Genomic DNA, 25511 nt, shown 5'->3' on the forward strand with positions numbered 1-25511 from the left:
CGTCGGTGATCGCCGCCTCCAGGCGGGTCTTCAGCTCGGCGGCCAGGCCGGGGCGACTCGGGCTGACGAAGAGATAGGCCGCCGCGGGGTAGTGCAGCATCAGGTTGGGCGCGATGGCCAGTCCCGCCGAGGTGACGGGGTTGACCCTAGAGCTGGTGGCGCTCGGCTTCGAGTTGTTGTTCGCGCAGCTGGTGCAGCAAAGCCGCGTCGTCCAGGGCTGCATCTTGCTGCGCCAATGCGCCGCAGCTGCGCAGGGTGTGGCCGTGCTCGCGCAGCGCCTGCTGCAGCCACTGGGCACGCCTGAGGGTGCGCGGCGTGCAGGAGCGGCCGCGCAGGTCGTCTTCGAGATCGCTGCGGTGGGCGCGCCAGGCGTCGGCCAGGTAGAGCCGACCCGGCGCGTGGACCAGTTCGTGGCGCCAGCGAACGGCCAGCCCACGGTAGTGACCGATGACGCGCCCGGTGGCGCCGCGGCAGGCCAGGCGCTCGGCCAGGCCCTCATAGGCCTGCGCTGCCAGCCGCTTGAAACCCAGGAAATGGGACAGGGCGTCGCCATCGCTGCCCGCATCGAGCAAGGCGCCGAACAGGTGGCGGCTTTCGATGCGTTCGGCGAGGTGGTATTGGGGGCGGTTGTGGCCATCGCCGGCGCTGTTGAACTGTGTCAGCGGGTCGAAGCGGTAGCAGTAGCCGAAGTCGTAGAGCCAGACGCGTTCGCCGTCGTCCAGCAGATTGCCGGCGCTGTAGTCCCACTCGAAGAAGCCGTGCTCGATCAGCGCGCAGCCGGCTTCGAGCAGCGTGCGCGCCTGGCGCTCGTCGAGCACGCCCGGGGGGCGGCCGGCAATCCAGGGCGATACGACGAGGCCATCGCGTAGCGAGCCGAAGACCGGTGCGACGACGCCCGGCAAGCCCAGCCCGGTCAGCTCGGCGTGGCGCTGCAGCTCGTTCAGGAAGGATGTCTGGCCGTCGGGATTGCGCACCCGGCACTCGGTGCGGGCGCGCTTGATGGCCCAGCGGCGGCCGGCGTGGATCAGGCACAGCACCTCGGCGGTCAGGCCGCCGTTGTGCACGGCTTCAACGCCGGGGCTGTCGGCGTTCAGTGCCTTCAGTTGCGCGACCGGCAAGGGCAGCGCGGCCGCATCACCAAAGGCGAACTCGGCACCACTGGAGATGAAAGCCAGGTTGGTTCGCTGGCGCGCTTCGTCCAGCGTCAGATCAGGCCCGGCCATGCATCGCCATGTTGGTCGAAGGCCGCGCGGACGGCGACCACCAGTTCGGCTGGCAGCGGTCCACGCGAGATCGCTTCGATGTTGCGGCGCAGGTTGGCCGGTTTGGCGGTGCCGACGATGGCGCTGGCAACGCCCGTGTGGAAGGCCGCGAAGCGCAGGGCCAGGTCAGCCCAGTCTTCCTTCGCGGGCAGGCTCATGGCCTTGAAGCGGTCCCAGTACTGGCCTTCTGCAAAGTCATCCGGCCGCTGCGCATGGCGCCAGACGGCGCCGGCCAGCGGGCGTTTGGCGATGACGCCGATGCCGGCATGGTCGGCCCGAGCGGCACGCAGGTTCAGATGGGCCTGGTCGCAAATGCTGACCGAGGTCTGCAGGCTGCCAAAGGCGCCACACACGAGGGCGAAGTCGATTTCGGCGTTGTCGCCCGAGTAGGCCGCCACGCGCAGCTTGCCGGCGGTGCGGCAGTCGTTCAGCGCGCGCACGACCTCGCCTTGCTCCAGCACATGCAGCGGGCAGGAGTGCAGGTGGACGATGTCGAGCCAGTCGGTCTGCATCAGCTTGAGCGCGCGCTCGACGCCTTGCACGATGCAGTCGTACGTCCAGTCCGGCACGCCTTCGACGCCGTAGCCCACCTTGGTGGACAGCACGAAGTCCGCACGGCGCGTGTTGAGGTGGCGGCCGATCCGCTCCTCGCTGAGGCCGTAGCCGCGGGCGGTGTCGACGAGGTTGATGCCAAGGTCCAGCACATGGTTCAGCAACGCGCCGGCTTCAGCCTCGGTCGTGCGCTCGTCGTTGATGTGCATCGCGCCGAAGCCGAGGGCTGAGACGCGCAGGCCGGTGTGGCCGAGGTTGTTGAGGATCATTTCGTGATGAGGACGCGGCCGAACAAGGGCGGCACAGTGAGCTGGATCCAGCCGTTCTTCACGGCCACGGCAGGGCCGCCGAGCGCGTCGTGCAGCTGGTCGGCCGGAAAGGGCAGGCCGACGCTGACGGTGCGCGGCTTGTCACTGTTGTTGGTGGCGGTGATGGCCCAGGTGTCGCCGTCCTGGCGCGCCAGCACGACGACGTGGTCGTCGACATGCAGCGGCGCGTTCAAGTTGCCGCGGCGCAGCACCGGCAGGTCGTGGCGCAGCCGGATCAGCCGCTTGAAGTCGGCGAGCAGGGCCTCGTCGGGCTGGCCGCCCTCGTCGGCCCAGGGGTAGGGCGCACGGTTGTAGGGGTCGTCACCACCGCCCAAGCCCACTTCGTCGCCGTAGTAGATGGTCGGCGAGCCGGGGTAGGTCATCTGGAAGAAGACGGCGAGGCGCAGGCGCTGCTTGGCCAGCGCCAGATCGCGGTCCTCGCCGAAGTGGTGCAGGGCGCGCGGCTGGTCGTGGGTCGACAACAGGTTCATCAGCGCATAGAAGGACTGCGCCGGATAGGCCTCGCGCATCAGCTCCAGGTTTGCGGCCATCAGCTTGCCGCTCTTGCCGGCGGCGTAGTCCAGCACGGCGTTGCGGAAGATGTAGTTCATCGTCGAGTCGAACATGTCGCCGAGGAAGTACTTCGACGAATCGAACCAGGTCTCGGCGACGGTCAGCGCGTCGGGCTTCTTGGCCTTGACGGCCTGGCGCCATTCGCGCCAGAAGTCGTCGGGCACCCAGGGCGCCACGTCCATGCGCCAGCCGGCAGCGCCGCGGTCCAGCCAGAGGTTGGTCACCGAGTCCTTGTCGCGGTAGGCGTAGGCGCGAAAGGACGGGGCGCTCTTGTCGATCTCCGGCAGATCGGACACGCCGACCCAGCCCTGGAACTGCTTGTTGGGGTCAGTCTCCTCGGGCTTGAACTTGAACCAGCTCGCATACGGCGAGGCGGGGTTGATCTTGCCGCCGTCAAACGCACCGCCCGCGGGGAAATTGGAGAAGCGGTTGAAGTAGGGCGAGTCTGCGCCGACGTGGTTCAGCGAGGTGTCGGGGATGACGCGGATGCCGCGCTTGGCGGCTTCGGCGCACAGGCGCACAAAGTCATCATTCGTGCCGAAGGCTGGGTCGATCTGCTTGTAGTCGGCCGCGTCGTACTTGTGGTTGCTGGGCGCGCGAAACACCGGCGTCAGGTAGATGGCGTTGGCGCCCAGGCTCTTGATGTAGTCGAGCTTTTCGATGATGCCGGCGAGGTCGCCGCCGAAGAAGTCGTTGTTGTAGAGAGCGTCGGAACCGTCCCCGGTGTTCGGCTTGAAGGGCTTTTCGTTCCACTTGGCGTGGCGCTCGACATCGCGGTCCTGGTAACGGTCCTGCGGCCGGCCGCCGCCGGGGCGAGGGTCGTTGCCCTTGTCGCCATTGCGGAAGCGCTCGGGGAAGACGTAGTAGTAGACGATGTCCTGGGCCCAGGCCGGCACCTCGAAACCGGGCGCATGGATGGTCTGGCGGTAGCGGCGCACGCGGTTCAAGTTGGCCGGCAGGCGCTCGACCGAGGCAGACCCCATGGAGCCCTTCTCGCGCGTCCAGTAGATGGGGTCCTTGTTGTTCTGCAGCGCGTACCTGCCCTGATCGGTCTCGATCTCGAACCAGTAGCCGTAGATACCAGTAGCGTCAAAGCGATAGCTCGCTGTGAAGCCGATGCCCATGCCGCGCGAATGTGGCGTCATGGCGATGCGGGCCACAGGTTCGTAGGCGAGCTGCTCCTGGTTGCCGGTCATCTGGCGGCGTTCGATGACGAGGGTGGCCTGCTTCAGGCCGGGCACGTCGTTACCGATGCTGAAGCGGATCTCGCTGCCGGCGGGCTGGGCACCGAAAGGCGCCTTGGACTCGGCACTGCGGGAGTTGAAGTGGGTCGTCAGCGCAGCCTTGTCGGTGAGGGGCTTGGGTGGCGTGGGTTTGAAGGTCCTGGGGCCGACGGTAAGCGTGGCGCTGCCGTCGGCGGCAATCGCCAGGCGCAGCGTCTGCTCCCCCTTGAAGTCGCGCTTGAGGTTGCCACCGGCACCGCGAGCCGGGTCGCCCTTGGCGTCGCCGCCAAAGGTGAGGGCGGCCGTCCAGTCCTCGTCGGCCAACTTGAACTCCTGGGTGCCCTGGGACTTGAGGTTGAGGTAGTAGGCGTCGCAGCGGTACTCGAACGCGTGCTCATCCTGGGCCGCCCAGTTGTTGAGGCCACCGCGCAGATAGAGCGTGGCGTCGCCGAGCGGTGCGGGTTTGCAGTTGGCGGCATGAGCCGCAGGGACGAGCGAAAGCAACGCTGCGCACAGCGCGAATGTCTTCAACATATGGATCAGCCCTTGACGCCGCCAGCAGTCAGGCCGGAGACGATCCAGCGCTGTGCCAGCAGGAAGACCAACGTGATCGGCAGGCCCGACAGCACGGCCGCGGCCGCGAAGTCGCCCCACAGGAAACGCTGGTCGTGCAGGAAGTATTTGGAGCCGACGGCCAGCGTGAGGTTGCCCTCTTCGCGCAGCAGGATGGACGCCACCGGGTACTCGATGATGGTGCCGATGAAAGCCAGCACGAAGACCACCATCAGGATGGGAATCGCCATCGGCAGCAGCACGCGCGAGAAGGCCTGCCAGTGCGTCGCGCCGTCGACCTTGGCGTTCTCCTCGATCTCTACGGGGATGGTCTCGAAGTAGCCCTTGATGGTCCACACATGCGTGGCGATACCGCCCAGGTAGGCGAGCACCAGACCGGCATGCGTCTCGATGCCCAGCGCCGGCACATAGGTGCCGATGGTCTCGAAGATGGCGTAGATGGCCACCAGCGCCAGCACCGGCGGGAACATCTGCAGCAGCAGCATGCCGTTGAGCACCGGCTTGTCGAAGCGGAACTTCATGCGCGCGAAGGCATAGGCCGCGCTGGTGGAGATGGCGACGATGAGGAAGGCCGAGATCGTCGCGATCTTGATCGAGTTCCACAGCCAGGTCAGCACGGGGAAGGGTGGCTGCACCAGGCTGCCGTCGGCCGCTTGATATGGGATGCCGAGCGCCAGCTTCCAGTGCTCCAGGCTGATCTCGGTCGGGATCAGGCTACCGGTGGCGAAGTTGCCGGGGCGCAGCGAGATGGACACGACGGCCAGCAGCGGGAAGATGGTGGTGGCGATGAAGAGCCACATCACCGCGTGGCCGGCGAGGGTGCGCCAGCGGGCTTGTTTGCCGAGGACGATGGCCATGGTTCAGAACTCCGAATGTCTTTCTGGATGGGTCGGGATCGGCCCGGGTGAGCGGTCTGCTCCGTGTCCCCCGCCCGCTGCGCGGTCTCCTCCTTTACCTGCGCAGCCCGCCCACCCGGCCCGATCCAACACCAGCGGTTTCCTTCGCTGAAGAAACCCACTGGGTCCAGTTGCCGAGTGCGGCGGGCGAGGGACGAAGGTAAAGGAGGAGGTCGCGTAGCGGCCGGGGGACACGTAGTCCCTCGTCTGCCGCGCTTGGCAACCCATCGATGCCAGCATCATTTTTGTGCCTTGGCGCTCATGCGAAGGTTGATCAGCGACAGCGCCGCCACGAGGAAGAAGATCAGCGTCGAGATCGCCGCGGCGAGGCCGAAGTCGGAGCCCGAGTCCTTGAAGGCGATGCGGTAGGTGTAGCTGACGAGGATGTCGGTCTGGCCCGCGGGCAACTTGGTGGACAGGAAGTCCGGCCGGCCATCGGTCAGCAGCGCGATCAGCACGAAGTTGTTGAAGTTGAAGGCGAAGGCACTGACCAGCAGCGGCGCCAGCGGCTTGATGATCAGCGGCGCGGTGATCTTGAGGAAGTTGGTCGCGGGGCTGGCGCCGGCCAGGGCCGACGCTTCGTACAGGTCCGCGGGAATCGCCTTCAGCAGCCCCGAGCACAGGATCATGATGTACGGATAACCCAGCCAGACGTTGACGATGAGCAGCATGGTCTTGGCCAGCAGCGGGTCGGCAAACCAGGCGGGCTTGACGCCGATCAGCGCGTTCAGGATGGCGTTGATCTCGCCGAAGTTCTGGTTGAACAGGCCCTTGAAGACGAGGATGGAGATGAAGCCCGGCACCGCATACGGCAGGAAGAGCAGGGTGCGGTAGGTGGTGCGGTACTTCATGCCCTCCCAGTTCAGCAGCACGGCGAAGAGCATGCCGATGGCGGTTGAGAAGACGACGGTCAGCGCCGAGAAGATGACCGTCCAGCTGAAGATGGACAGGAAGGGGCCACGGAACTCGGCGTCGAACAGCATGCGTGCGTAGTTCGCCATGCCGATGAAGGCCTTGAAGCCGGGCTGCAGCGTCTCGACCTTGCCGCCGTCGGCCTGGGCCTCGAAGAAGCCGGTGTCACGGTTGGGCTTGAAGACGGCGCCATCCAGCGCGCGGGTCAGGCTGCCGTCGGCGTTGGCGGTCCACTGCGGCTTGACGGGGCCGAACTCGCGCAGGCCGAGGTAGTGCAGCTCGGTCCTGTCGGGCGCAACGAGCACGAGCTTGGCCAGCGCGTCGCGGTGCTTGATCAGCTCGGGCAAGGGCAGGGCGGCGCCTGTCGGTGCGGACGTGGCGTCCGCCGCGGCCAGGTCCACTCGGAGGTCCTTGCCCGCGCGCAGCGCCAGCGGTGGCGACATCCACTGCGGGTTGGCTTCGCCCTCGGTTTTAAGCACGAGGCGGAATTCGGCGCCGCTGGCATGCAGGCTGTAGTTCAGCACCCGGTCTTCCACCGCGTCATGCTGCTCCAGCAGGTACTCGCGCACGCGGCTTTCGCTGAGCAGGTGGATGCTGGAGTAGTTCGTCAGGCCGATCTGCGCCGTGTAGACGAGCGGGAAGGCGATGAAGACCAGCATGCCGGCCACGCCGGGGAAGAGGTAGCGCCAGGCGAAGCCGCCGCGGCTGAGGTAGACGTAGAAGCCGGCGGTGAACAGCACGAGCAGACCGATGGCCCAGGCGGCCTGGCCGGTCGTGTAAATCAGGAAGACGAGATACAGCGCGGCGACCATGCCGAGGATGGCGAGCGGCCAGTGCAGCCACTTGGACAGCTTCTCGGTCAGCGAGGGCGGCAGCGTCGTGTAGGCGCCTTGGCCGAGGGATGAGGACAAGGCGTTCATTTGTTCAGCAGCATCCGTGCGGCGGCGCCGTCGAGCGCGTCCTTCGGTGATTGCAGTCCGTTGGTGATGGCTTCGAGCGCCGCGTCCATCGCGGTCCAGAAGCGGCCGACCTCGGGGATGTTGGGGATGGGCGCGCCGTTGCGCGCATTGGTCATGCTGGCTGCGATCAGCGGGTTGACTGACAGCTCGGCGTAGAAGGCCTTGTTGGCCGGCACGCCGATGGGCACGTCGGCATCCAGCACCTTCAGCGCTTCGGGGCGCATCAGGTGGTTCTCGATGAACTCCTTGGCGATGTCCTTGTTCTTGCTGGGCGCCGAGATCATGCAGCCCAGCACGCCGACAAAGCTCTTGCTCGGCTTGCCGGCGACGACGGCCGGGATGCCTGCCACACCGATGTCGATCTTGGCGCGCCTGGCGTTGTCCCAGGCCCAGGGGCCGGAGATCATCATGGCCACCTCGCCACGGGCAAAGGCGGACTCCATCTCGGAGTAGCGCGCGCCCTTGGGCATGTGGCCGCCCTTGATGAGGCGCTCGATCATCTGGGCACCAGCCAGGGCGCCTTCGTTGTTGACGTCCACCTTCTTGGGATCGAAATCACCCTGGGTATCACGGCCGAAGATGACGCCACCCGCGCCGGCAATCATGGGCCAGCTGAAGAAGCTCTTGTTGTAGTCCCACAGCACGGCGTGCTTGCCGCTGGCCTGAAGCTTCTTGTCCAGCGCGATCAGTTCGTCCCAGGTCGCGGGCGGCGTGGGCACCAGGGCCTTGTTGTAGATCAGGCCCGTCGTCTCGATGGCGATGGGGTAGCCCCAGATGCGGCCGCGGTAGCTCAGCGCCGCCCAGGCTTGGTCTTCGGACTCGGCCTTCAGCCGCGCCGACGGACGCAGCGACGTCAGCAAGCCCGCCTTGGCCCATTCGCCGACACGGTCGTGGGGCCAGCAGAAGATGTCCGGGCCCTTGCCAGCACCGGCGGCCTGCTGGAACTTGTCGGTCGCATCGACCGGGTGCTCGACGACGACCTTGACGCCCGAGGCCTTCTCGAAGGCATCGCCGACCTTCTGCAGGCCGTTGTAGGCCTTGTCGCCATTGATCCAGACCAGGAGCTTGGGTGTGTCCGCCGACGCCGCCGAAATGCCGCCACAGAGGCACAGAGACACAGTGAAACGCGAAAGGGCTTTCAGAGCTTTCTTCTCTGTGCCTCTGTGCCTCTGTGGCTGTGTTTTCTTCACAGCCGTCATGCCTGCAGCTCCGGCGCAGCCAGCCGGCGCAAGGCCAGACCGTTGGCGTCGAACACGTACAAGGCTTCAGCCGGCAGATGCAGGTCCAGATCCTGGCCGCTGCGCAGGCGGTCGCAGCCGTTGCGGCCTTCGAACTGGCAGGTCAGCGGCTCTTCGAGGCCGGGGTAGGGACAGTAGGCGAAGGTGATGCCGCCGAGGGATTCGACGAAGGCGACGGTGCTGTACACCAGGTTGTTCTCGCCACCTTGACGGATGTGCTCCGGCCGCACGCCGAGAGTCACCTTGTCGCCCACCTTGGCGCCACTGCCATCCACCAGCGCGCGCAGGACGACGCCGCTGCCGGCCAGCTTCACGTCCACATGCCCCGCCTCGATGACGACCAACTCACCCTCGATGAAGTTCATCTTCGGGCTGCCGATGAAGCCTGCCACGAAGAGGTTGCGCGGATGCTCGTACAGCTCCAGCGGCGAGCCGACCTGCTCAATCTTGCCGGCCGACAGCACGACGATGCGGTCGGCCAGCGTCATGGCCTCCACCTGATCGTGGGTCACGTAGATCATCGTGGTCTTCAGATCCTCGTGCAGCTTGGCGAACTCATAGCGCATGCGCACGCGCAGGGCGGCATCGAGGTTCGACAGTGGCTCGTCGAACAGGAAGACATCGGGCTTACGCACGATGGCGCGGCCGATGGCGACGCGCTGGCGCTGGCCGCCGGAGAGGTCTTTCGGCTTGCGGTCCAGCAGGTGCTCGATGTGCAGGATCTTGGCCGCGTTGCGCACGGCCGTCTCGATCTCGGCCTTGGGCACCTTGGCCAACTTCAGGCCGAAGGCCATGTTGTCGAACAGGTTCATATGCGGGTAGAGCGCATACGACTGGAACACCATGGCAATGCCGCGCTCGCTGGGTGGCACCTCGTTGACGACGCGCCCGCCGATGGTCAGCTCGCCGCCGGTGATCTCTTCCAGGCCGGCGATGGTGCGCAGCAGCGTGGACTTGCCGCAGCCCGAGGGGCCGACGAAGACCATGAACTCACCGTCGCGGATCTCCAGGTCGATGCCGTGAAGGATGCGGATGTCGCCGTAGGCTTTCTCCACACCGGTCAGTCGAACGTCTGCCACTTCTAACCTTTCAGTCGCCGGCCGTCTGGTGGTCGGCTTGTCTCGTCGTTCGACGGCTAAATTTCTCTTCTTTGGCCGCCTTTGTAGACAATATACATTCGTGACGAGCTTACAACAACAGAGTTGACTCGCTTGAATCTTTGCGAAATCCTTGAAAATCAATGCTTTGCAAAACGTTCCGGGTTTTCCCGATGTAGTCAAACTACACAACGGGGCGGAGCTGGTCGATACTTCAGCCAACGCTGCCCGTCGAGTAGCATTCTTGCCTCCGTCGCTGGGGGCCGGCACTGATGAACTCCCCAACACCCAAGAGCTTCGCGTTACCCGTTCAACGCAAGCCCGCCGCCAAGGCCTCCACCGCGATGAAGAAGCCGACTGCCCTCTCCGCCGAAGACAAGGCCTTGCGCGCCGCCTTCGAGACCGCCTACGAGCGCGAGCTGTCCCAATCCAGCCATGGCGCCACGCCGCAGGCGGCCTTGCACGCGGCGGCCATCGCCTGCCGCGAGACGCTCGCCCGCCGCTGGGCCACCACGCAGGCCGCTGACGCCCAGCGTGGAGACAAGGCGCCCGTGCGCCGCGTGCACTATCTGTCGATGGAATTCCTGATGGGCCGCGCGCTGTCCAATGCGCTGGCCGCCCTGAAGCTGGTCGACCCGCTGGAAGCCAAGCTGGCCGAGCAGGGTCTGGCCCTGGGCGATGTGCTGGAGCGCGAGCCCGATGCGGCCTTGGGCAATGGCGGCCTGGGTCGCCTGGCGGCCTGCTTCCTGGACAGCTTCGCCGAACTGGAGCTGCCGTCCTTCGGCTACGGCCTGCGCTACCGCTATGGCACCTTTGCCCAGGTCATCAGCCAGGGCCGCCAGCTGGAGCAGCCCGACGACTGGACGCGCGACTCGCCCGCCTGGGAGCTGCCTCGACAGGACCTGCGCTACGAGGTTGGCTTTGGCGGCCGCATCGAGGTCGATGCCTCGGGCGTGCGCCGCTGGCAGCCGGCCGACAGCATCGAGGCCCAGGCCTATGACTTCATCGTGCCCGCCCACCACAGCGAGCGCGTCTCCACGCTGCGCCAGTGGCAGGCCACGGCGGCGCCCATCGCTTTCAAGCCCTTCTGCGAGGGCGACTACGCCCGCGCTGCCCGCCACCAGGTGCTGGCCGATGCGCTGAACTGGGTGCTCTACCCGGACGACTCCACCGAAGCCGGCCGCGAGCTCCGCCTGAAGCAGGAGGCCTTCCTCGTCAGCGCCTCGCTGCAGGACCTGATCGCGCGCCATCTGCGCGAGTTCGGTTCGCTGCACAACCTCGGCAAGACCAACGCCATCCATCTCAACGACACGCATCCCGCGCTCGCCCCGGCAGAGCTGATGCGCCTGCTGCTGGACGAGCACGGCCTGGGCTGGGACGAGGCCTGGAAGATCACCCGCCAGGCGGTGGCCTATACCAACCACACGCTGATGCCGGAGGCGCTGGAAACCTGGCCGGTGCGCATGTTCGAGAACCTGCTGCCGCGTCACCTCGAGATCATTTACGAGATCAACCACCGCTTCCTGGAAGACGTGCAGGCCCGCTTTCCCGGCGATCACGCCTTCGCCTCGCGGGTGTCCCTCATTGACGAAGGTAGCCACGGCAGCGAGCGCCGCGTGCGCATGGCCGCGCTTGCGTTGGTCTCGTCGCACCGCGTCAACGGCGTGGCCGCACTGCACTCGGAGCTGATGGTGCAGACCATCTTTGCCGACTACGCTCGCATCTGGCCGGAGCGCTTCCACAACGTCACCAATGGCGTCACGCCGCGCCGCTGGCTGGAGCAGGCCAACCCGCTGCTGTCCGGGCTGCTGGACAGCCGCATCGGCGAGGGCTGGCGCAAGAACCTGGCCGAGCTGGGCGAACTGGCGCCGCTGGCCGCCAACAAGGAGCTGGGCGAGGAGTTCCTGGCCGTCAAGCGCGCCAACAAGGAACGCCTTGCCGCCGTCATCCGCCGTGAGCTGGGCATCTCGGTCAATGTCGACAGCCTGTTCGACATCCAGATCAAGCGCATCCACGAATACAAGCGCCAGCTGCTGAACATCCTGCACGTCATCAGCCGCTACCAGGCCATCCGCGATAACCCCGATGCCAACTGGGTGCCGCGCACCGTCGTCATCGCCGGCAAGGCGGCCTCGGCCTACCAGACGGCCAAGAGCATCGTGCGTCTGGCACATGACGTCGCTCGCGTCATCAATAGCGACCCGCGCGTGGGCGACAAGCTCAAGCTCGTCTTCCTGCCCAACTACAGCGTCACACTGGCCGAAAGCATCATCCCGGCGGCCGACCTGTCCGAGCAGATCTCGACGGCCGGCACCGAGGCCTCGGGCACCGGCAATATGAAGTTCGGCATGAACGGCGCGGTCACGATCGGCACCTGGGACGGCGCCAACATCGAGATGGCCGAGGCCATGGGCGTGGAGAACATGTTCGTGTTCGGCCTGCGCGCCGATGCGGTCGCCAAGATCAAGCAGCTGGGCTACGACCCGCGCCTGTACGTCGAAGAGAATCGCCAACTCAAGCGCGTCATCGATGCCATCGCGGCGGGCGTCTTCAGTAACGGCGACACCGAGCGCTACCGGCAACTTGTCGACAGCCTCCTGCACCGCGACGTCTACCTGCTGATGGCCGATTTCGCCGATTACGTCGCCACCCAGGCCAAGGTCGATGCGCTGTTTGCCGACCGTGCGGCCTGGGCCGAACGCGCCTTGCGCAATATCGCCGGCATGGGCCCGTTCTCGTCCGATCGCACGATCGCCGAGTATGTGGACCGTGTCTGGTCCGTGAAGAGTCTGAACACCTGACGATGCTGAACGACGCCGACGTTGATTCCCTGCTGGCGGGCCGCCATGCCGATCCTTTCGGCCGGCTGGGCCTGCACGCGGATGACAACGGTCGGCTCTGGGTGCGCGCGCTGCTGCCCGGCGCCGCGGAAGTCGCGCTGCTGGATGCCAGCAGCAAGAAGCACATCGTCGACCTGGAGGAGCGCCGCGGCGGCTTCTTCGAGGCGCAGGTGCCGCGTCGCAAGCACCGCTTCGACTACCGCCTGGCCGTGCGCTGGACCGGGGGCGGCGAGGGCGTCTATGCCGACCCCTACAACTTCTACCCCCAGCTCGGCGACGATGAGCTCAAGGCCTTTGCCGAAGGCCGCAACTTCCGGCCCTGGCTGAGCCTGGGTGCACATGTCGTGCAGTACGGCGACGTCAGCGGCGTGCGCTTCGCGGTCTGGGCACCCAATGCGAAGCGCGTCAGCGTCGTCGGCAACTTCAACAACTGGGACGGCCGGCGCCACCCGATGCGGCTGCGCCACCTGGCCGGCGTGTGGGAGATCTTCGTGCCCCACGCCATCGAAGGCGATCTCTACAAGTTCGAGATCGTCAACGGCAACGGCGCGCTGCTGCCGCTCAAGGCCGACCCCTATGCCCGCCGCGCCCAGTTGCGGCCGGAGACGGCCAGCGTCGTCGCGGCCCTGCCCGAGCCGACGCCGCTGCCGCGCCAGCGTGAGCGCGCCAACCGGCGCGAGTCGCCCATCAGCGTCTACGAGGTGCACGCCGCCTCCTGGCGCCGCGGTGTGGCCGGTGACTTCCCGACCTGGGACGAACTCGCCGAGCACCTGCCCGCCTACGTGGTCGACATGGGCTTCACACATGTGCAACTCATGCCCGTCAGCGAGCATCCCTTCGACGGCTCCTGGGGCTACCAGACGCTGGGCATGTACGCGCCCAGTGCGCGCTTCGGCCCGCCCGAGGGCTTCGCCCGCTTCGTCAAGGCTTGCCATGAGCAGGGCCTCGGCCTGTTGCTGGACTGGGTGCCCGCCCACTTCCCCGCCGATGCCCATGGCCTGGCAGAGTTCGACGGCACGCGCCTTTACGAATACGCCGACCCCAAGGAAGGCTTCCACCGCGACTGGAACACGCTGATCTACAACTTCGCCCGCACCGAGGTGCGCGAGTTCCTGGTCGGCAGCGCGACCTACTGGATCGAGCGCTGGGGCGTCGACGGCCTGCGCGTTGACGCGGTGGCCAGCATGCTCTACCGCGACTACTCGCGGCCGGCCGGCGAATGGATTCCCAACATCCGTGGTGGCCGCGAGAACCTCGAAGCCATCTCCATGCTGCGCGAGATGAACGAGCATGTCGGCGAGATCGAGGGCGCCATCAGCGTGGCCGAGGAGAGCACCAGCTTCCCCGGCGTCTCGGCGCCCACATACGCGGGCGGCCTGGGCTTCCACTACAAGTGGAACATGGGCTGGATGAACGACACCTTGCGCTACATGGCCGAGGACCCGATCAACCGCCGCTGGCATCACGACAAGATGACCTTCGGCCTGATCTATGCGTTCAGCGAGAACTTCATGCTGCCCATCTCGCACGACGAGGTCGTGCACGGCAAGGGCTCCATGCTGGCCAAGATGCCCGGCGACGACTGGCAGAAGTTCGCCAACCTGCGCGCCTACTACGGCTTCATGTGGGGCCACCCCGGCAAGAAGCTGCTTTTCATGGGCCAGGAGTTCGCCCAGCGCCAGGAGTGGAACCATGCCGAGAGCCTGCCCTGGGGCCTGCTGGAAGACGACCGCCATGCCGGTGTGCAGCGCCTGGTGCGCGACCTCAACAAGCTCTACCGCGACCACACGGCCCTGCACCGGCTGGACTGCGAGCAGGGCGGCTTCGAGTGGATCAGTGCCCATGACGCCGAGCATTCCATCTATGCCTGGGTGCGCCGCGACGGCACGGGCCGCATGGTCGTCGTCGTCTGCAACATGACGCCTGTGCCGCGCGAGGGCTATTCGCTGGGCGTGCCCGACGGCGTGACCGCCTGGCGCGAGGCCCTCAACACCGATTCGGCCTACTACGGCGGCAGCAACATGGGCAACGGCGTCGCCGCGGCGGGCCTGCCCGTGCAGGCGATGCCGGCGCATGGCAAGCGCCTGTCCATCACGATCAACCTGCCGCCGCTGGCTACATTGTTTTTTGTTCCGATCTGAAGTAATGAAGCCCCCACGCTCACTCTGTTCGCTGCCCCCCGAGGGGGCGCCAACGCCCTCGGGGCGGCCCAGCGGGCGCTGAGTCCATGGCTCATCTGCCTGATCTGCAACCCGGCTGGCACGAGCCGTTGGGAGCGCTCGCCCGTGACGGCGGCGTCAACTTCGCCTTCGCGAGCGAGCACGCGACGCGCATCGAGCTCTGCGTCTTCGACGGCGAAGGCCAGCGCGAGCTGCGCCGCTACGCGCTGGACGGCCCGCATGACGGCGTGTTCCATGGCTTCCTGCCCGGCGTTGGCCCCGGCCTGGTCTACGGCCTGCGCGCCCACGGTCCCTATGTGCCCGAACAGGGCCACCGCTTCAACCCGCACAAGCTGCTGCTGGACCCGTACGCGCGCGAGATCGTCGGCCACTTCGGCTGGCGGGCCGAGCACCACGGCTACGAGCTGGGCCACCCGGACGGCCCGCGCTCGCTGGATGCGCGCGACAACGCGACGCAGGCGCTGAAGGCGCGCGTGGCGCCGCCGCCGGTCGGCCACTCACGCGCCCACCAGCCGCGCCGCGCGCCGGCCGACGTCGTGCTCTACGAGGCCCATGTCAAAGGCTTCTCCAGGCTGCTGCCCGGCATGCCCGAGGAACTGCGCGGCACCTATGCCGGCCTGGCCCACCCCGCATCCATCGCTCATTTCAAGCGCCTGGGTGTGACGACGCTGTCGCTGCTGCCGGTGCACTACTGCATCGATGAGCCCCACCTCGCCGAGCGCGGCCTGCACAACTACTGGGGCTACAACACGCTGGGCTTCTTCTGCCCGGACCCGCGTTGGGCGAATGCGGCTCACCGCAACGACCCGACCGCCGTGACGGCCGAGTTTCGCCAGATGGTGGGCGCCCTGCACGAGGCCGGCCTGGAGGTGGTGCTGGACGTCGTCTACAACCACACGCCCGAGGGCAACGAGTTCGGCCCGACGCTGAGCTTGCGTGGCCTGGACAACGCCACCTGGTACCGGCTCGTCGCGGATGACAAGAGCCGCAATGAGAACCTGACCGGCTGCGGCAATACCGTCAACTGTGCCCACCCGCGCGTGACGCAGTTCGTGCTGGACTCGCTGCGCTACTGGGTCGCCGAGATGGGCGTCGACGGCTTCCGCTTTGACCTGGCGCCGGTGCTGGGCCGCACGAACCAGGGCTATGACCCGAATGCCGCCTTCTTCACCGCGCTGCGCCAGGACCCGTTGCTGGCCGGCGTGCACCTGATCGCCGAGCCCTGGGACGCCGCCTACGACGGCTACCAGGTCGGCCGCTTCCCCGGCCGCTTCCTGGAGTGGAACGACAAGTTCCGCGATGCCGTGCGCGGCTATTGGCTCGGCGCCGGACCGGGCGTCGGGCGCGGAGAGCTGGCGCGGCGCTTCATGGCCTCGAGTGATGTCTTTCACCATGGGCAGCGGCTGCCCACCGCCTCCGTCAACTTCGTGGCCGTTCATGACGGCTTCACGCTGGCAGACCTGACGAGCTATTCCACCAAGCACAACCACGCCAATGGCGAAGAGAACCGTGATGGCCGCGACGGCGAGCTCTGCGCCAACTTCGGTGCCGAAGGCCCGACCGAGGACGCCGCCATCAGCGCCACCCGCGAACGCGTTCGCCGCGCTTTGCTGGCCACGCTGCTGCTGGCGCAAGGCACGCCGATGCTGTGCGCCGGTGACGAGATCGGCAATGGCCAGGGCGGCAACAACAACGCGTATTGCCAGGACAACGGCATCACCTGGCTGGACTGGGACCAGGCTGAAGGCCGCACGACCGAGCTCGTCGCGCAACTGCTGACCCTGCGCGCGAGCGAGCCGCTGCTGCGCCACCCGCGCTGGTTTGCCAGTGGCCCGGGAGACGCCAGCATTGCCTGGTACGCGCCCAGCGGTCACGAGATGAGCCCGCACGACTGGCACGACGCCGGCCAGCGCGCTTTCGGCGCCCAGCTGCGCGAAGCGGATGCCGGCGCGCCGCGGCTGATGATCGTCTTCAACCCCGACCCGGCGGCGCTGCCCTTCCTGCTTTGCAACGGGCCCTGGCAGCTCGTGCTCGACAGCAGCGGCGAGTCGGCCGCGCCCCTCGTTCTTCCCGGCCAGCCGCTCAATGTGCCGGCCCGTTCCCTCGTCGTACTGCGCCACGCATGAACCTGAACCAACGCTCCTCGGGTGTGCTGCTGCACATCACCTCGCTGCCCGGCCCCCATGGCATGGGCGACTTCGGCCCCGACGCTTATCGTTTCGTCGACTGGTTGCAGTCCGCCGGCCAGTCCGTCTGGCAGTTGCTGCCGACGACGCCCATCGGCCCCGGCGACAGCCCCTACCAGGGCGTGTCGGCCTTCGCCGGCAGCCAGTGGATGGTGGCGCTGGAACCGCTGGTCGCCAAGGGCTGGCTGACCCAGCCGAGCGTCCCGGCCTTCAACGGCGGCCTAATCAACTATGGCGAGGTCACGCCCTGGCGCGAGCAGCAGCTGCGCGCGGCCGCCAAGGGCTTCTTCGCCAACGCGGCCGACGTCGACCGCATCGCCTTCGCCAAGTGGTGCCTGGAAGCGCAGAGCTGGCTGGACGACTACGTCCTCTTCATGGCCATCCGCTCGCCGCTGAATGGCCAGCCGTGGTGGGAGTGGAGCGAAGGCCTGAAGAAGCGTGAGTCCGCGGCACTGGCGGCGGCGCGCAAGGACTACGCCGACGAGATCGCCTTCTGGCAATTCGTGCAGTGGCAGTTCGATGTGCAGGCCGGAGCGCTCAAGAGCTACGCCAACGAGCGCGGCGTCCACATCATGGGCGACCTGCCCATCTTTGTCGCCCACGACAGCGCCGACTGCTGGTCGCGCCCCGACCTTTACGAGCTGGACGACAACTTCCAGACCACGGTGGTGGCCGGCGTGCCGCCCGATGACCTCGGCCCGCTCGGCCAGCGCTGGGGCAACCCGCTCTATCGGTGGGACAAGATGGCCGACGAGAACTACGCCTGGTGGACGGCGCGCATCCAGCGCGCGCTGACGCAGGCCGACGTCTTTCGCATCGACCATTTCCGCGGCTTTGCCGGCTACTACGAGATTCCCGCCAGCAGCCCCGACGCCACGCAGGGCCAGTGGCTGACCGGCCCGGGCATGGCCCTCTTCGACGCCATCAGACAAGCCCTGGGCCCGCTGCCCATCGTGGCGGAGGACCTGGGCTTCATCACCGATGACGTGCACGCGCTGCGCGATGGTTGCGGCTTCCCCGGCATGAAGATCCTGCAGTTCGCCTTCGGCGCTACAGCGCAGCACGAATTCCTGCCGCATATGTGGCCCAGGGCCTCGGTGGCCTACACCGGCACGCATGACAACGACACCGTGCGCGGCTGGTGGGACCAGGCCAAGCCTCGCGAGCGCGCCTTTGCCGGCTCTTACCTCGCCTGCGGCGACCACGACGTGCACTGGGCCATGATCCGCGCTTGCGCGAATTCGGTGGCCAACATGGCCGTGTATCCGCTGCAGGACGTGCTTGGCCTGGGCAGCGCCCACCGCATGAACGTGCCCGGCGTGCTGGGCGGCAACTGGGGCTGGCGCTTCCATTGGGGCATGCTGGGCAGCGAGCCGGCCCGTGTGCTCGGACTCATCACCGCCGCCTCGGGCCGCGGGCCTTTCGAGCTGTTGCGTCTGCCCTGAGCGGCTCTCCCCCGCGAACCGGGGGCGGTTTTGCCCCCCTAACATCGCTGTTTTGGTCAGAGCGGTCCCCCTAGAAAGCTATCGCTCGATAGCATCCCCCTAGTTTTTCGCGGGGCCTTTGCTCCGGTCGGTTTTCAGGGGAAGTTCAATCATGCAAATCAAGACAATCGTCGCCGCAGCAGCCCTGCTGGTTTCTGGTCTGGCCAGCGCCACCACGACGTTCAACGGTGGCGCCTACTCGGTCACCTACGACGAAACCACGACGAGCTTTGGTTCGATCAGCAGCTGGTTCGGTGGCGGTGGCGGTTTGGTCGGCTTCTCATGGTCGGTTGATCCGTCCGTGAATGTCACCAGCATTGGCGGCGCTCCTGCTTCGGCCACCTTCGCTGTTCCCGACTTCACGATCTGGGTCAACCCAGGCTACGCGCTGAGCGGCGCGCTCACGTCCAGCCTCGGCAATATCGTCTATTTCCAGAGCGGCGTTGGCGCGACGACGTCGATCACGGCGACGGGCAGCATGTCGATTGACGGAGGCCCGGTTGTTGCATTGCCGGCTGGCGCCCTGACCCAGACCCCGAGCTCGCCGTCCCTCGGCTTTTTCTCGGGCTCCACCAGCGTCCCGCTCGGAGGTTTCAGCAGCTTCGCAGTGACTGGCGCCTCGATCACGCTGAACGCCATGGGCGGCAGCTTCGCTGCCATCGGCGCCCAGCCGCAGAACAAGCTGAGTTTCGCGTTCACCGCAAACCCCGTGCCGGAACCCGAGACCTACGCGCTGCTGCTCGCCGGCCTGGGCATGGTCGGCCTGCTGGCTCGTCGCCGCCAAATGCGCTGATCGGCTCTTGCCGAACGCAACAAGGGCTCCGCAAGGAGCCCTTTTCCGTTCAGCGCGAGACTTCCAGGATCAGCGGGCTGCGCGCCGCCACCGTCAGCGTGGCGCCGAGGCTGAACTCCCGGTCACCGAGGACGTCGCGGGCACGGTCACCCGCGGCCACGCGCTCGCTGAAGCGGGACAGCGCCAGATTCACCGGCTCGGCGCTCTTGTTCAGCACGACCATGACGGTGCGGTCGGCTTCGTAGCGGAAGAAGACATGGCAGCCGTCCAGCGGTGCGTACTGCATCAGCGCGCCGTCGTGGATGGTGGTGGCGCCCTTGCGCCAGTTGAAGAGGCGGCGCGTCCAGTCCTGCATCTCACGCTGCTCGGCCGTCAGGCCCGCGCCGGTGAAGGCGTTGACGGTGTCGCCGGGCCAGCCGCCGGGCATGTCGGCGCGCACGCGGCCGTCGTCGCGCTCCACGGGGCTCTCGAGCAGGATCTCGCTGCCGTAGAACAGCTGCGGAATGCGCCGCGTGGTAGCGAGGTAGGCCAGCGCGATCTTGGTCAGGCCGACATCGCGCTTGAGCAGCGAAAACAGGCGCGGCGTGTCGTGGTTGCCGTCGAACAGCACGAGGTTGGCCGGGTCGGGGTAGACGAAGTCATGCGCCAGGCCCTCGTAGAGCTTGGTCAGGCCGGTGTGGGCGCCGTCGTCCTCGGTCAGTGCGGCCAGCAGATTGCCCTGCAGCGGGAAGTCCATCAGGCTGGGTGCGTATGACACATAGCCGTCGTGGTTCTTCTTGCCGCGCTGCCAGTAGGACACGACGGCCGGGTGCGGGCTCCATTCCTCGCCGACGATGTTCAGGCGCGGGTACTCCTGCATGACGCGGGCCGACCAGCGGGTCAGGAAGTCGCGGTCGGAGTAGGAGTAGGTGTCGGTGCGGATGCCTGACAGGCCGAAGCGCTCGACCCACCACAGCGTCATCTGCGTCAGATAGGTGGCCAGCTCGGGCCGGCGCTGGTTCAGGTCGGGCATGCCGGGAACAAACCAGCCATCGGTGAAGCGCAGGCGGTCGCTCGGCGACGCGTAAGGGTCCTGCAGCGTCATGCGCGCGTGGTGGGTTTCGGTGTATCCGGCTGGCCATTGGTTGACCCAGTCCGGCGCCGGCAGGTCGGCCATCCACCAGTGGCCGCTGCCGATGTGGTTGAGCACGATGTCCTGGATTACGCCGACGCCCTGGGCCCGAGCCTCGGTGGCGAAGGCGCCGAAGTCGTCGTTCGTGCCGAAGCGCGGATCGATCTTGTAGAAGTCCGTCGCCGCATAGCCGTGATAGCTGTACCTGGCGCTGTTGTTCTCGACCAGCGGCGTCGGCCAGACCTGGGTGAACCCGAGCCCGGCGATATAGCCCAGGTGCTGGCGCATGCCGGCCAGGTCGCCGCCGTGGCGGCCGCCGGGGTCGTCGCGGTGGATGCCTTCCTTCATGTCGGCGGGCTTGCCGCTGCCGCCCTGGGCGAAGCGGTCCGGCACGACGAGATAGATGGCGTCCCTGGGGCCAAAGCCCTGGCGCTGCGCCGAGCCCGGCGCGCGGGCCAGCAGCGGGTAGCGCAGCGTCGTGCCGGCCACGTTCAGCAGCAGTTCGCCCGGCTTGGCGTCGGGGCTCACGTCGAGGTCGATGAAGAGGTAGTTGGCGCTGGTGGCGCGGTGGCTGCCCTTCAACCTCACGCCGGGGTAGGGCGCCAGCGTCGGCTGGGCGCCGGCAATGCCGCTGCCATGCAGCATCAGTTGCAGGGAGGTGTCGCGCATGCCGACCCACCAGTTGGGCGGTTCGACATGCTGCAGGCCGGCGGCCATCGTGTTCAGGCTCATCAACAGGGCGGTGGTCAGGGTGATCAGGGACTTCATGGCGCTTGCAAGCTGTAGATGCGCACCGAAAGCGGCTGCAGCGTGGCGGAGATGGCGCCCTTGGGATAGAGCGCCCGGGCATGCGCCGTCAGTTCGATGGTGGCCGGTGTGTCGCCGTAGTTGATGGCAACGAGGGCACGCTCCTTGCCCTGCACGCGCTGGAAGCTCCAGACGGCGCCGTCGACGCGGTCGGACTCGTAGCGGCCCAATGTCAGTGCCGGCGACGCGCGGCGCAGCGCGATCAGCTCACGGTAGAAGTTGAACAGCGAGCCGGCGTCGCGCTGCTGGCTTTCGGCGTTATGGGCACTGCGGTTCAGGGCCAGCGGGCGGAAGGGCTGGGGGTTGGTCGTGAAACCACCTGCCGCGGTCCAGCTCATCGGCGAACGCAGCGGATCGTCACCCTTGCCGTCGATGCCAGCATGGCCGATCTCCTCGCCGTAGTAGACGAAGGGCGTGCCGGGCAGCAGCAGATAGCTCGCCGCGGCGAGCCGGTAGCGGGCTTCGTCGCCGTGCAGTTGGTCCCACACGCGTTGGCCGGTGAAGATGTCGTGGTTGTGCAGGAAGGTCGCCATCGTCGGCGACATGCTGCGGTAGTAGTCGGCCACCTTCTGCACCGCCGCAACCTCGCCCTTGGCAGCCTTGATGATTTCGTAGTTCTGGTTGAAGGCGAAGGCGCCGCCGCACAGCTCCGGCTTGCCATAGGCGATGGGCTCGGCCGTGGCCTCGCAGACGACGTAGCGGCCGGGGTAGCTCTTGATGAGGTCCTGGAAGCGCTTGGTCAGCACGCGGCTTTCGGGCTGGTCGTTCCAGTCCTTGGCGTTGTTCTCGATGAGGTGAGGCACGGCATCCAGCCGGTAGCCGTCCAGGCCGCGGTTGAGCCAGAAGCGCAGCGAGTCCTCGTGGTACTGCACCACGGCCGGGTTGCGCATGTTGAAGTCGGGCATCTGCGGGCCGAAGGTGCCGAAGAACACGTCCGGCGCACCAGGCTTCGGCGCGGGCAGGTCCTTCAGTTCGCCGGGCCAGTCCCACGGCTTGGTGGCGGCGTCGTACCAGGGATATTTGCCCCAGATGTCCCAGCCGGGGCCCGGCGCGGTATTCCAGACGAACCAGCTGCGCCAGGGGCTATTGCGGTCGGCCACGGCCTCTTGGAAGGGCGGGAATTGCCAGGACGCGTGGTTGATGACGTAGTCCATGACGATGGCGATGCCGCGCTTGTGCGCCTCGCGGATCAGCTCGTCGAAGTCGGCCAGCGTGCCGTACTGCGGTTCGATGGCGCGGAAGTCGGTCGTGGCGTAGCCGTGATCGTGATCGGAGCTGGCGGTGATGGGCATCAGCCACAGGCCGCTGACGCCGAGCTTCTTCAGGTAGTCCAGTCGCCGGGTCAGGCCTTTCAGGTCGCCGATGCCGTCGCCATTGCTGTCCTGGTAGCCGCGCACGAAGACTTCCATGAAGACGCCGTGCTGCCAGTTCGCGGGCAGGGCGCTGGCGCGCGGCTGGGGCGGTACCGGCCGTGTGTCGATCTGGGCTTGTGCCGTGGCCGCTGCGGCCAGTGCGAGGGTGAGCAGCAGTTGCTTTTGCATGGTGTTCAGCAGGTGGCGGTGTGGACGAGAAAACTTGTCCATGAGGCAGTCATGTAATCAAACTACTTATCAATCTGATACCGAGCATAGCGACGACATTGGGTGATTCGCTAGCGGGATTTCGATGAATGTAGTTTTGCTACTATTCAAAAACAACAAGGAGACCTTCATGCCATCTCGCCCCCTGCTGTGCTGCATGGCGCTGGGCCTGACGCTGATTGCCGGTGCAGCGTGCGCCAGCGATCTGGACGATTGCAATGCCGAAGTGCCGATCCCCGCACCTGCTGCGCGGCCGGCAGCCGAGGCCTATTGGCTGGATGCGCGGACCGTGCAGTGGCCGGGGCTGAAGCTGCAGGGCGGCGACCGCGTACGCCTGTATCACGCCCGGGCGGCGGGGCTGAAGGCGCCGGCTGGCGACAGGGTCACTGGTGCCGATGGCGCGGTCGAACTCGTGCTCGCCACGGCGGCGCTGCCGGCGCGATTCCGTTTCATCGGTGAGGGGCCGCGCTTCGCCATTGCGGGCGGCGCGGATGCCGCGGCCCTGCTGCGTGAGCAGTTGATGCTGGTGCACGAAGCTGCCGACGGCCGGGTCATCGGCGCGACGGGCCTGCAATTGCCCGGCGCCCTGGACGACCTCTATGCCGCGGCCGAGCGCGTGACGGATTTTGGCGCCCATCCCGCCAAGGCGCAGACGCGCTTTGCCGTCTGGGCCCCGACGGCCCAGCGCGTGCTGCTGTGTCGCCATGCCGGACCCGAGTCGCCCGCGGTGGCGGTCGATGCGATGCGTCTCGATGCCGCCATCGGTGTCTGGCGCGCCGAGCTGCCCGGCGACCTGAGCGGCCAGTCTTATCGTTACCTCGTCGACGTCGTCACGCCCACGCACGGTCGCGTACGCAACCTCGTCACCGACCCCTATTCGGTTGCGCTGACGGCCGACTCGCGGCTCAGCGTCGTCGCCGACCTTGCTGCCCCCGCGCTCAAGCCGCGTGGCTGGGACGCCTCGCCGCGCCCGACACGCGTGAGGCTCGCCACCGACCAGGTCATCTACGAACTGCATGTGCGCGACTTCTCGGTCAGCGACACGACTGTGCGGCCCGAATGGCGCGGCAAATACCTGGCTTTCACGCAAGGTGAGTCCAACGGCATGAAGCACCTCAAGGCGCTTTCCAAGGCCGGCCTGACCGACGTGCACCTGCTGCCGGTCTTCGACCTCGCCAGCGTGCCGGAGCGCGGCTGTATGACGCCGACGGTGCCCGACGCGCCCGCCGACGGCGAGGCCCAGCAGGCCGCCGTCATGGCCGTGGCGGCCGGCGACTGCTTCAACTGGGGCTACGACCCCTGGCACTTCAATGCGCCCGAGGGGAGCTATGCGACCGATCCGCTGAAACGAGTCGTCGAGTTCCGGCGGATGGTCATGGCCCTGCACGGGGCGGGGCTGCGGGTCGGCATGGACATGGTCTACAACCACATGTCGGCCGCCGGCCAGGCCCGCAAGTCGGTGCTGGACCGCCTCGTGCCCGGCTACTACCAGCGGCTCAACGCCAAGGGCGAGATCGAGCGCTCGACCTGCTGCGACAACACGGCCACCGAGCACCGCATGATGGCCAAGCTGATGATCGACTCGGCGGCGCTGTGGGTGCGCGATTACAAGATCGACTCGATGCGCTTCGACCTGATGGGCCACCAGCCGCGCGAGGCGATGGAGAGGCTGCAAAAGCGTGTCAATGCCGAAGCCGGCCGGCCGGTGCAACTGCTGGGCGAGGGCTGGAACTTCGGCGAGGTGGGCAACGGCGCACGCTTTGTGCAGGCCTCGCAGCTGAGCCTGAACGGCAGCGGCATCGGCTCGTTCAGCGACCGCGGCCGGGATGCCGCACGAGGTGGCAGCGCAGGCGAGGGCGGCGACGACAGCGTGCGCAACCAGGGCTGGCTCAATGGCCTGGTGTACGCGCCCAATGCCTTGTCGAACGCGAAGCCGGAAGAGCTGCTGGCCGCCGCCGACATGATCCGTGTCGGCCTGGCCGGCTCGCTGCGCGGCTATGAGCTGACGACCTGGCGTGGCGAGACCAAGCGCCTCGATGCCATCCTCTACGGCGGCGACCAGCCGGCCGGCTTCGCGTCCGAGCCGGGCGAGGTCGTCAACTACGTAGAGAACCACGACAACCAGACGCTGTTCGACGTCAACACGTTGAAGCTGCCGCTGGCGACCAGCCGCGCGGACCGCGCCCGCGTGCAGATGCTGGGCGCTGCGGTGGTGGCTTTCAGCCAGGGCATTGCCTACTTCCATGCCGGCCAGGACATCCTGCGCAGCAAGAGCATGGACCGCAACAGCTACGACAGCGGCGACTGGTTCAACCGGCTGGACTGGAGCTACAAGAGCAACCACTTCGGCACCGGCCTGCCGCCCAGGCAGGACAACTTCGGCAAGGACGGCCGCGACTGGGCGCTGGCCCGCGAGCGGCTGACCGATGGGGCCATTTCCCCCGGCCCGGCCGAGATCGCCTGGGCCCGCGACGTCTTTCGCGACCTGCTGCAGATCCGCGCCAGCACGCCGCTGCTGCGGTTGAGCAGCGCCGCCGAGATCAAGAAGCGGTTGAGCTTCCCCGGCAGCGGCCCAAGCCAGAACCCGGTGCTGGTGGCGACGCGAATCGACGGAAAGGGCCTGCCGGGCGCTGGCTTCAAAGCCGTGATGACGCTGATCAACGTCGCGCCGACGGCGCAGACGCTGAACCTCCCCGAGGAGGCCTCTGCCGTCTGGCGCCTGCACCCGGCGCAGCGCCATTCACAGGCGGCGGATCGGCGCGTGGCGCGCGAGGCCAAGGCGGTTCGCGGTGTCTTCGATGTGCCGGCCCGCAGTGCGGCCGTGTTCGTGCTGGATTGAGGGCGCCGTTGGCGGGATTTGCAGCGGCGCGAACAAGCAACGATATTCCGCCAACGGCTTCCGGTGAGACGCGACGACACGCTGGTGCGCGGGCTTGC

The 25511-nt window shown here is 67.2% G+C and carries 15 protein-coding genes; 6 read left to right on the forward strand and 9 right to left on the reverse strand.

The window, feature by feature from the left end:
- Nucleotides 1-146: 146 nt before the first annotated feature.
- The 7 genes from ASC91_RS21655 to ASC91_RS21685 form a co-directional block, all read right to left on the reverse strand.
- Nucleotides 147-1223, reverse strand: coding sequence for a hypothetical protein (locus ASC91_RS21655; RefSeq protein WP_056201800.1), 1077 nt, complete (start codon nucleotides 1221-1223; stop codon nucleotides 147-149).
- A complete protein-coding gene (locus tag ASC91_RS21660) occupies nucleotides 1205-2083 on the reverse strand; it encodes an aldo/keto reductase (protein WP_056201803.1) in 879 nt (292 codons plus the stop codon). The genes ASC91_RS21655 and ASC91_RS21660 overlap by 19 nt, the downstream gene beginning before the upstream one ends.
- On the reverse strand, nucleotides 2080-4452 hold the full coding sequence (locus tag ASC91_RS21665) for an alpha-amylase family glycosyl hydrolase (protein ID WP_056201806.1): 2373 nt from the start codon (nucleotides 4450-4452) through the stop codon (nucleotides 2080-2082). The genes ASC91_RS21660 and ASC91_RS21665 overlap by 4 nt, the downstream gene beginning before the upstream one ends.
- A 5-nt stretch (nucleotides 4453-4457) precedes the next feature.
- The gene (gene malG, locus ASC91_RS21670; protein ID WP_056201809.1) at nucleotides 4458-5348 is read right to left on the reverse strand and encodes a maltose ABC transporter permease MalG; all 891 of its coding nucleotides are present in this window, start codon (nucleotides 5346-5348) and stop codon (nucleotides 4458-4460) included.
- A gap of 278 nt (nucleotides 5349-5626) precedes the next feature.
- Nucleotides 5627-7210: a maltose ABC transporter permease MalF gene (gene malF, locus ASC91_RS21675; protein WP_235532051.1), complete on the reverse strand. Its 1584-nt coding sequence runs from the start codon at nucleotides 7208-7210 to the stop codon at nucleotides 5627-5629.
- A 5-nt stretch (nucleotides 7211-7215) separates the two neighbouring features.
- Nucleotides 7216-8457: a maltose/maltodextrin ABC transporter substrate-binding protein MalE gene (gene malE / locus ASC91_RS21680; RefSeq protein ID WP_082532901.1), complete on the reverse strand. Its 1242-nt coding sequence runs from the start codon at nucleotides 8455-8457 to the stop codon at nucleotides 7216-7218.
- Nucleotides 8454-9575, reverse strand: a complete 1122-nt coding sequence (locus ASC91_RS21685; RefSeq protein WP_056201815.1) for an ABC transporter ATP-binding protein — start codon at nucleotides 9573-9575, stop codon at nucleotides 8454-8456. Before ASC91_RS21685 ends, malE begins: the two co-directional genes overlap by 4 nt.
- 290 nt (nucleotides 9576-9865) lie before the next feature.
- Here ASC91_RS21685 and ASC91_RS21690 point away from each other — a divergent pair, with 290 nt between their 5' ends.
- The 5 genes from ASC91_RS21690 to ASC91_RS30415 all read left to right on the forward strand — a co-directional run bounded on the left by ASC91_RS21690 (nucleotide 9866) and on the right by ASC91_RS30415 (nucleotide 19076).
- Nucleotides 9866-12394: a glycogen/starch/alpha-glucan phosphorylase gene (locus ASC91_RS21690; RefSeq protein ID WP_235532053.1), complete on the forward strand. Its 2529-nt coding sequence runs from the start codon at nucleotides 9866-9868 to the stop codon at nucleotides 12392-12394.
- A gap of 2 nt (nucleotides 12395-12396) precedes the next feature.
- Nucleotides 12397-14574 (forward strand): 1,4-alpha-glucan branching protein GlgB, encoded by a 2178-nt coding sequence (glgB, locus tag ASC91_RS21695; RefSeq protein WP_056201821.1) that lies wholly within the window; start codon nucleotides 12397-12399, stop codon nucleotides 14572-14574.
- An 86-nt stretch (nucleotides 14575-14660) separates the two neighbouring features.
- On the forward strand, nucleotides 14661-16739 hold the full coding sequence (gene glgX / locus ASC91_RS21700; RefSeq protein WP_056201823.1) for a glycogen debranching protein GlgX: 2079 nt from the start codon (nucleotides 14661-14663) through the stop codon (nucleotides 16737-16739).
- Nucleotides 16736-18244 carry a 4-alpha-glucanotransferase gene (malQ, locus tag ASC91_RS21705; protein ID WP_056201826.1) on the forward strand — a complete coding sequence of 503 codons (1509 nt, stop codon included), beginning with the start codon at nucleotides 16736-16738 and terminating at the stop codon, nucleotides 18242-18244. Before glgX ends, malQ begins: the two co-directional genes overlap by 4 nt.
- A gap of 151 nt (nucleotides 18245-18395) precedes the next feature.
- Nucleotides 18396-19076 (forward strand): PEP-CTERM sorting domain-containing protein, encoded by a 681-nt coding sequence (locus ASC91_RS30415; RefSeq protein WP_056201828.1) that lies wholly within the window; start codon nucleotides 18396-18398, stop codon nucleotides 19074-19076.
- A 49-nt stretch (nucleotides 19077-19125) separates the two neighbouring features.
- On the opposite strand, the gene ASC91_RS21715 is transcribed toward ASC91_RS30415, so the two are convergent.
- Nucleotides 19126-20955 (reverse strand): glycoside hydrolase family 13 protein, encoded by a 1830-nt coding sequence (locus ASC91_RS21715; RefSeq protein ID WP_056201830.1) that lies wholly within the window; start codon nucleotides 20953-20955, stop codon nucleotides 19126-19128.
- On the reverse strand, nucleotides 20952-22535 hold the full coding sequence (locus ASC91_RS21720) for an alpha-amylase family glycosyl hydrolase (protein WP_235532054.1): 1584 nt from the start codon (nucleotides 22533-22535) through the stop codon (nucleotides 20952-20954). The genes ASC91_RS21715 and ASC91_RS21720 overlap by 4 nt, the downstream gene beginning before the upstream one ends.
- Before the next feature lie 169 nt (nucleotides 22536-22704).
- Here ASC91_RS21720 and ASC91_RS21725 point away from each other — a divergent pair, with 169 nt between their 5' ends.
- A complete protein-coding gene (locus ASC91_RS21725; RefSeq protein WP_157281934.1) occupies nucleotides 22705-25413 on the forward strand; it encodes an alpha-1,6-glucosidase domain-containing protein in 2709 nt (902 codons plus the stop codon).
- Nucleotides 25414-25511: the final 98 nt, after the last annotated feature.

This window comes from Pelomonas sp. Root1237 (assembly GCF_001425055.1).
In the GTDB taxonomy this organism is placed as follows: Bacteria; Pseudomonadota; Gammaproteobacteria; order Burkholderiales; family Burkholderiaceae_C; genus Pelomonas.

Coding starts and splice junctions, on each gene's coding strand:
- ASC91_RS21720 (WP_235532054.1), bottom strand. CDS start 22,535: ATGCAAAAGCAACTGCTGCTCACCCTCGCACTGGCCGCAGCGGCCACG.
- ASC91_RS21660 (WP_056201803.1), bottom strand. CDS start 2,083: ATGATCCTCAACAACCTCGGCCACACCGGCCTGCGCGTCTCAGCCCTC.
- ASC91_RS21665 (WP_056201806.1), bottom strand. CDS start 4,452: ATGTTGAAGACATTCGCGCTGTGCGCAGCGTTGCTTTCGCTCGTCCCT.
- ASC91_RS21715 (WP_056201830.1), bottom strand. CDS start 20,955: ATGAAGTCCCTGATCACCCTGACCACCGCCCTGTTGATGAGCCTGAAC.
- malQ (WP_056201826.1), top strand. CDS start 16,736: ATGAACCTGAACCAACGCTCCTCGGGTGTGCTGCTGCACATCACCTCG.
- ASC91_RS30415 (WP_056201828.1), top strand. CDS start 18,396: ATGCAAATCAAGACAATCGTCGCCGCAGCAGCCCTGCTGGTTTCTGGT.
- malE (WP_082532901.1), bottom strand. CDS start 8,457: ATGACGGCTGTGAAGAAAACACAGCCACAGAGGCACAGAGGCACAGAG.
- ASC91_RS21690 (WP_235532053.1), top strand. CDS start 9,866: ATGAACTCCCCAACACCCAAGAGCTTCGCGTTACCCGTTCAACGCAAG.
- ASC91_RS21725 (WP_157281934.1), top strand. CDS start 22,705: ATGCCATCTCGCCCCCTGCTGTGCTGCATGGCGCTGGGCCTGACGCTG.
- glgX (WP_056201823.1), top strand. CDS start 14,661: ATGGCTCATCTGCCTGATCTGCAACCCGGCTGGCACGAGCCGTTGGGA.
- glgB (WP_056201821.1), top strand. CDS start 12,397: ATGCTGAACGACGCCGACGTTGATTCCCTGCTGGCGGGCCGCCATGCC.
- malG (WP_056201809.1), bottom strand. CDS start 5,348: ATGGCCATCGTCCTCGGCAAACAAGCCCGCTGGCGCACCCTCGCCGGC.
- ASC91_RS21655 (WP_056201800.1), bottom strand. CDS start 1,223: ATGGCCGGGCCTGATCTGACGCTGGACGAAGCGCGCCAGCGAACCAAC.